The organism is Aneurinibacillus terranovensis DSM 18919 (assembly GCF_000430625.1).
In the GTDB taxonomy this organism is placed as follows: Bacteria; Bacillota; Bacilli; order Aneurinibacillales; family Aneurinibacillaceae; genus Aneurinibacillus_B; species Aneurinibacillus_B terranovensis.
In genome coordinates this window covers 1-6,283 of sequence record NZ_AUMJ01000094.1, presented here as the reverse complement: position 1 = coordinate 6,283, position 6,283 = coordinate 1, and the positions used below count along the sequence as shown (strand labels likewise).

General features: G+C 41.9%; 6 protein-coding genes and 2 pseudogenes. 5 read left to right on the top strand and 3 right to left on the bottom strand.

All coding sequences use genetic code 11. The features are described 5' to 3' along the window. Positions 1-281 (top strand): annotated as a pseudogene (locus tag H525_RS28710) (AAA family ATPase); the annotation flags it as partial. 98 nt (positions 282-379) lie between these two features. Here H525_RS28710 and H525_RS0114955 read toward each other — a convergent pair. Both H525_RS0114955 and H525_RS0114950 read right to left on the bottom strand, forming a co-directional pair. Further along, positions 380-832, bottom strand: coding sequence for an SDR family oxidoreductase (locus tag H525_RS0114955; RefSeq protein ID WP_027416854.1), 453 nt, complete (start codon positions 830-832; stop codon positions 380-382). A gap of 154 nt (positions 833-986) precedes the next feature. Then, a complete protein-coding gene (locus H525_RS0114950; protein ID WP_027416853.1) occupies positions 987-1,595 on the bottom strand; it encodes a trimeric intracellular cation channel family protein in 609 nt (202 codons plus the stop codon). Positions 1,596-2,158: 563 nt separating this feature from the next. Here H525_RS0114950 and H525_RS0114945 point away from each other — a divergent pair. The 3 genes and pseudogenes from H525_RS0114945 to H525_RS0114935 all read left to right on the top strand — a co-directional run bounded on the left by H525_RS0114945 (position 2,159) and on the right by H525_RS0114935 (position 5,426). Further along, entirely contained in the window at positions 2,159-3,850 is a 1,692-nt protein-coding gene (locus H525_RS0114945; RefSeq protein ID WP_027416852.1) for a methyl-accepting chemotaxis protein, read from the top strand. Positions 3,851-3,861: 11 nt separating this feature from the next. Continuing rightward, positions 3,862-5,019 (top strand): annotated as a pseudogene (locus tag H525_RS24285) (M20 family metallo-hydrolase); the annotation flags it as partial. A 188-nt stretch (positions 5,020-5,207) separates the two neighbouring features. Continuing rightward, positions 5,208-5,426: a hypothetical protein gene (locus tag H525_RS0114935; RefSeq protein ID WP_027416851.1), complete on the top strand. Its 219-nt coding sequence runs from the start codon at positions 5,208-5,210 to the stop codon at positions 5,424-5,426. Positions 5,427-5,655: 229 nt separating this feature from the next. Here the strand turns inward: H525_RS0114935 and H525_RS27810 are convergent, their stop codons facing one another. Beyond that, complete coding sequence (locus tag H525_RS27810; RefSeq protein ID WP_162142505.1) at positions 5,656-5,820, bottom strand: hypothetical protein; 165 nt, start codon at positions 5,818-5,820, stop codon at positions 5,656-5,658. Between H525_RS27810 and H525_RS29190 the strand changes: the two genes are divergently transcribed. Then, a complete protein-coding gene (locus H525_RS29190) occupies positions 5,767-6,036 on the top strand; it encodes an ATP-binding protein (protein ID WP_342664291.1) in 270 nt (89 codons plus the stop codon). The two genes, H525_RS27810 and H525_RS29190, sit on opposite strands and share 54 nt — an antisense overlap. Positions 6,037-6,283: the final 247 nt, after the last annotated feature.

Sequence of the window (6,283 nt, the reverse complement as noted above, 5' to 3'; positions counted from 1 at the left end):
CATTTGCGGCGATACGCCAAAGAATCGACCTTCAATGCAGACTGGGTCATTATGATCGTGCACAGGTTGACGAGTATGTGGCACGGCATCTTCACTATGCAGGAGTAGACCAACAAATCTTTTCTGACGGTGCATTAGATGAAATCCACCGCTATTCCGGAGGGGCCGCAAGGCTCATCAACAAGGTATGTACGCACTGTTTACTTTATGGAGCACAGAACGGACATCGAATTATTGATGATCACATGGTCAAACGGGTGATTGAGGGAGAATTATCATGATTCTCCCTTTTTTCAAATGACACTTGGACAATAGATTCGTCAATTTGCGGACAACTAACGCCGTCACCTTCGGGACGATATACTACGTCATTAACACCTCAGCAGCCGTATGACGCTTGCACTCCACAATTGTTAAGAAATATAACTGGAGTGAACGTGGAGGGAGGTTCTATTAAAATTGAACGAACAATTCTGCCATCTACCAGCAGTGCTGTACCTGTAATGGCAGAAGCCTGTTCAGAAGCCAAAAAAACCACGAGATTAGCCACCTCCATCGGATTGAGGAAGCATTTCAGCAGGGAAGTGGGTAAAATGGTTTGGAACGTTTCCTTTCCATCCATTGATTTTGCCGCACTGTCAACCTTTGCTTCAAAGCAAACCTCAGTCTTTGGTAGCGGTAGTGGCTGTAAGCGGGGAGCAGCCACTTGGTCTCGCGTTAGCGGATTGGCAGGAGGAGACTCATGCGGCGCAGCTGCTATCTCTTGTTGTAGCGGAAAATATGCGCGAATCTTTTTTGTGGAAGCGGAGAATGAGGGAATGGTGCGTTTCATGAATAACCATATTTCACATCCCACTATACGAAAGCAGTGCTATGGCGAACATACAAACTGTTTTAGGAAATAAACTCCGAGATTGCTCGATACGTATTACACAAAGCTATCTCTTACTTCAAAATTAAAAGAGTTATTAACCTACACTGCTCCTTTAGTTTGAAAACTCACGTAACTTTAGATGCCACTTGTATACGATGGAAAGTGTACGCAGTACAGTAACAACTATCAAAAGGGAGTACAGTTCGATCAAACTATCTTTGTTTATCCATCCTAAACCAATCACAACTCCAACTAGGATCGCCCACACTGCGTAAATTTCGGAATACAAAATTGCCGGTTTTCGTCTCGCCAGAATATCACGGACAATCCCACCCCCAATACCGGTTACGACGGAAGAAAGTATAACAGCACCAAGAGATAGTTTTAAATCAACGGCAAAGACGGCCCCTTGTATCGTAAAAGCGGCTAAACCAACAGCGTCAAAAAAATCATTCCAACGATTCCAAGAGTATATCCATTTCTTGGGTAAGACATAAATAATGGTAATGGCCAATAGAGCAGTATAGAGTAAAACGCCTTGCTCCCAGATTGGTTTAATGGGTATCCCCATTAATATGTTGCGGATAATACCACCGCCAAAAGATGCAGCCAAACCTAAAATATATACGCCGAACATATCATATTTTTCTTGTAAAGCGACAATGGCTCCGCTAAAAGAAAATGCGATGATAGCAAGAAGATTTAACATTTCCCATGTCATTGTAATCACCTTTTGTAAAAAAGTTCTTGATGAATAACACCGATTTAGATTATAGAGTTGTAAGCGTTTTTTACTCTATGTGGCACCAAAAGAAAATATCCTTCTTTATTTGTGGATTTTCACAAGTTTCTCGAAAACGATAATAGTTAAACCCACCAGTCTAGACTGGTGGGTTTTCCATAAAAGCTATATTTATTTATTTTGGTTTGATTTAACCTTTTCCTCATGGCATTCCATACAATAAAGCCCTTTCTCCTCCACTTCATATTCAGTTAGTCTGACTCCACAGCCCTGACATTTTATTTCAGTTAAAGTAATATTCATATTTTTCCCTCGATTCATCTTTTTTTTAATTGTAAACTATTTAGGTAACGATAGGATGTGTGTTTTGTTAAAAAATGATGAATTTTGTCATGTAGAAATCAAAAGTATAGAAAATAAGTAATAGTAATAATAATGGTTAATTTTTTATTTTTCATGGTCCCTTTCAAACACTATCTAAATGTTGTACACTTCATATGACGATCGTAATAGTAATTTTACTGCGTGAGGGGATGCATTTTATGAAAATACAAACAAAAGTAGGGATAGTAGTTACCCTTTTAGTCCTATATCTTCTGAGCATCGGGATCTATTCCCTTTCGAATAATCAGCAACTTCAACAGGTGAATCAACAAATTACGTCCATCACTAATAACCAGAATGATTTTAATCAAATTCAATACCGCTTAGCCGGTGTTTCCAATGACGAACGAGGATATTTGTTAACAGGAGATCAAACCTTTATAAAAGAGTTGGAAAGCAAAAAAGCTGAAATACGATCTTTATTAGCTCAAATTAAGAAAAATGACAGATTGGATGCCAGTGGACATTCTTTACTCGATAGCATTCAAAGCAACTTTGAAACATATGACCAATTAAACGAACAGGTAGTAGCCACTTTTCAAAGCGGAAATAAGGCAAAAGCGCAATCCATTCTATTCGGAGAAGAACGCACGATTCGAAAAGAAAAGGTTGATCCATCAGTGACTCAATTTTCCAAATTAGTTACTGGCCAGGTTAATGCATTAAAGGATGAATTGAAACAGAAAGCAACCAAGCAGGAATTCCTCTTCTCTTTTTTAGTTATTAGCATGATAGTGCTTGTGATGGCAAGTTGGATTTTTATTGTTCTGTCTATTGTTCGACCATTAAAGAAAGTTAGTGGACAACTTGTTGAAATTGCCGATGGAGAAGGAGATTTAACAAGGGAGTTAACAGTCAGTTCTAAAGATGAAGTAGGTGAGTTAGCGAATTCTTTTAATCGCATGATTCATTCGTTGCGTAATATCCTGATGGAAATTAATGAAACTTCCGCACAATTAGCAGCATCATCCGAAGAGTTAACGGCAAGTGCAGAACAGACAAGTAAAGCGACAGAACAGATCGCAATGAATATTCAAGAAATGGCTGCCGGCACAGATAAAACAGCTCACCATCTGGATGATACCGATCAGATCATTCACTATTTATCTGAATATGCTGATCATATTTCTCAAAATGCGGAGAATGTTTCTGAATCAGCTGTTCAAGCCTCAGAAGTGGTGGCACAAGGAAATGAGGCTATTAAAAACGCAACGGACCAAATGAATGAAATTTTTGAGACTGTACAGCAAGTGGTAAATATGGCAAAAACTCTGGGTGATCGGTCGGCTGAAATCGGCAAAATTGTGGCGTTTATTCAGGAAATTGCTTCACAAACCAATTTATTGTCCCTAAATGCCGCAATTGAGGCGGCCCGTGCCGGAGAGCATGGGCGTGGTTTTGCTGTTGTAGCCGATGAAGTGCGAAAACTGGCTGAACAAACGTCCAAAGCATCTGAGCAAATCACAAAGGTTATTCAAACGATTCAAATGGAAACGGAAAAAGTGATTAAATCAGTAGATGAAAGTACAATCAAAGTGGCGGATGGTGCATACGCTGTGTCCATTGCCGGAGAGTCATTTGGAAAAATTCAACAAGCTGTAGCAGGGGTTACTGGACAAATCCAAGAAGTTTCAGCAGCAATTGAACAAATAACGACAAAGACAGCTGAGGTAGCTACTTCGGTTGATAATATTACCACAGTTGTAGAAGCAGCCACAGATGCGAGTCAAAACGTATCTGCCGCATCACAGGAACAGCTCGCATCCATGGAAGAAATTGCTTCTTCTGCTTCTCAGCTTTCAATGATGGCTGAAAAACTCCAGGATGTATTTCGCAGATTTAAACTTTAGCGCAGTACTTTGAGATCATCTCGCAATACGGGCGAATCGGCGAGACGGGAGTATGCCGTCCTGCCCTGTCCAATATTGAGAAGGAGGCCTTTGCTATCGTTTCCAGTTGGATGGAAGAGTCGGGCATGTCGGTCAAAATCGACGATTTTGGCAATCTAATCGGCCGATTGGAAGGAAAAAATTCCGATGGACCGGTCTTAATGATTGGCTCCCATCTCGACTCGCAGCCCTATGGTGGGCGCTTTGACGGAACAGCCGGTGTATTGGCCGGCGTTGAAGCGGCGATGGCGATGGCCGAACAGGGCATCATCCCTGAAGTTCCCGTTGAAGTGGTAGCGTTCTGTGATGAGGAGAGCTGGCGGTTTAAGAAGGGTTTGTTTGGGTCACGGGGAATCGTTGGTAAGCTGGAACCGGGAGAACTTGAGCGAACCGATAAGGATGGAATTACGCGCAAACAGGCTTTGCTTGATTTCGGGTGCGATCCGGGCAAATGGGAAGAGTCTGTTTATCCGCCAGGCTCGATTGGGGCCTACCTGGAGCTTCATATTGAACAGGGACCGATTTTGGATGTGCAAAAGAAACCGGTTGGAATTGTGACGGGTATTGCCGGTCCGCTCTGGCTGACGGTGAAAGTAAAAGGCTTTTCCGGACATGCTGGCTCCGTGCCAATGGATATGCGAAAAGATGCACTGTTAGGTGCAACCGAAATGATTGGTGAAATCAATCGAATCGTTAAACAAGAACCAGGTGTTCCTTCCGTTGCAACAGTTGGCAGTCTCCGCGTTTTCCCTGATTCACCAAACGCTATACCGGAAGAAGTAGAATTTACGATCGATTTGCGGGATACCGACCTGAATCGGCGCGAACGCTATGAACAGCAAATCCGTACCATGATTGTGCAGGTATCGGTTCGCCATAACCTTAACACAATTCAAGAAGAAACAAACTTTAAACCAGTGGATTGTGCGGAATGGATTCGGCAAATGATTCGGGAAGAAAGCCGGCAAATGAACCTCGATTGCCCGGAAATGATGAGTGGACCTTTCCATGATGCGGTAACCCTGTCGCATGTCTGTGACATCGGAATGATCTTCGTCAGGTGTAAAGATGGAATCAGCCATAATCCCGCCGAGTTTGCCAGTTATGACGAAAGCATAACTACCATTTAAAACCATAATGATTTTTCGCTGAAATCATTCCGTTCGTTACTATCACGTTCTACATACGAAGATGTGCAGCATACAATCAAACAAAACAAGACAAAACGCTGCGCGCAAAAATGCTTCGTGCTGACGTGGTGTAGGAGTAGACTTGTTCATTTTTGGTGAAAATGAATGGTAAGAGGTGATGGGATAGCATGGATAAAGCCACAATGCTTATGGATGATTTGCTTATGATAGGGAGCGCGTTAGTCATTAGCGCATTTTTCGTTGGATGGATTCTGAATACTTCGGTAAACGGGTGGAAGCTAAATCGGAAACAAAAGGAAAGCAGGAATTTGTCGCCCCTGAGTTTAATTAACAACGCAACAGATGGAGAACAAGCAATGCACCCTACTGTAGCCAGGAAAGAATAGCGGACCGAAGAATATACAGTGGCAATTGTGGGAGGAACGAAAAAAAGGCCGCTTTCCCATGAACATAAAATGGGATAGTGGCTTTTCTAGTTTATAAGGAAGTATAACTTACTTATAAATATCATTTCCCATAATGACCTATCGCTAAAATTGACTGAAAAATCACAGTTAGAGTGAATAGAAGGAAAGGAGTACTGGCAGATGACGCAAGAGTTTGACATGAATGAAGTTACATTCCCTTTTGCTTCCGCTTTTTTCTGACCCTTAGAATGCCCCATGTTCCTCCGATTACCACTAAAAGCCCAACCACAAACAAAAAAGGTTCAACCCCGTTAGACCAGTGGGTACCCCCAACGATCGTTTTAGCTTCGTTAACCCAGAATCTCGCCGCCATTTGAAATCAGCCTCCTCATCTCCAGTTTTAGACAGGCCGGGCCCATCCTATACGTCCTGTCTCCTGTTTTTTCAATATTTTATCGACCGAGGATGCGGCACTCCGAAAGAACAGTTGGCTAAGATAGGCTCTCCTTTCTACACCACAAAAGAAAATGGAACCGGGTTAGGGATGATGATAAGCTTCAACATTATGAACAACATAAAGGTTGTATGACAGTAACAAGCATAGAAGGGGAAGGAACATGCGTCACCCTTACTTTGCCGCTGTCCAAACCATAGCATAAGTAAGCATGGTGAGAAGCGATATAGAATAGAAAAATGCCAAATATTTTTGCGTGAATTGAATTATTTTGCACCTTACTGCAAAATAATTTTTCGCCTGGTCGCTTTTTTACCGTTAAAGAAAGTATATGTTGCTTTACAGTGTTAAAGCAACATATACTTTCCTCCATGGGTCACCT

Bases quoted from the DNA above. Each gene is read 5' to 3' on its own strand.
- H525_RS0114950 (WP_027416853.1), bottom strand. From the start codon at position 1,595: ATGACATGGGAAATGTTAAATCTTCTTGCTATCATCGCATTTTCTTTT.
- H525_RS0114935 (WP_027416851.1), top strand. From the start codon at position 5,208: ATGGATAAAGCCACAATGCTTATGGATGATTTGCTTATGATAGGGAGC.
- H525_RS27810 (WP_162142505.1), bottom strand. From the start codon at position 5,820: ATGGCGGCGAGATTCTGGGTTAACGAAGCTAAAACGATCGTTGGGGGT.
- H525_RS0114955 (WP_027416854.1), bottom strand. From the start codon at position 832: ATGAAACGCACCATTCCCTCATTCTCCGCTTCCACAAAAAAGATTCGC.
- H525_RS0114945 (WP_027416852.1), top strand. From the start codon at position 2,159: ATGAAAATACAAACAAAAGTAGGGATAGTAGTTACCCTTTTAGTCCTA.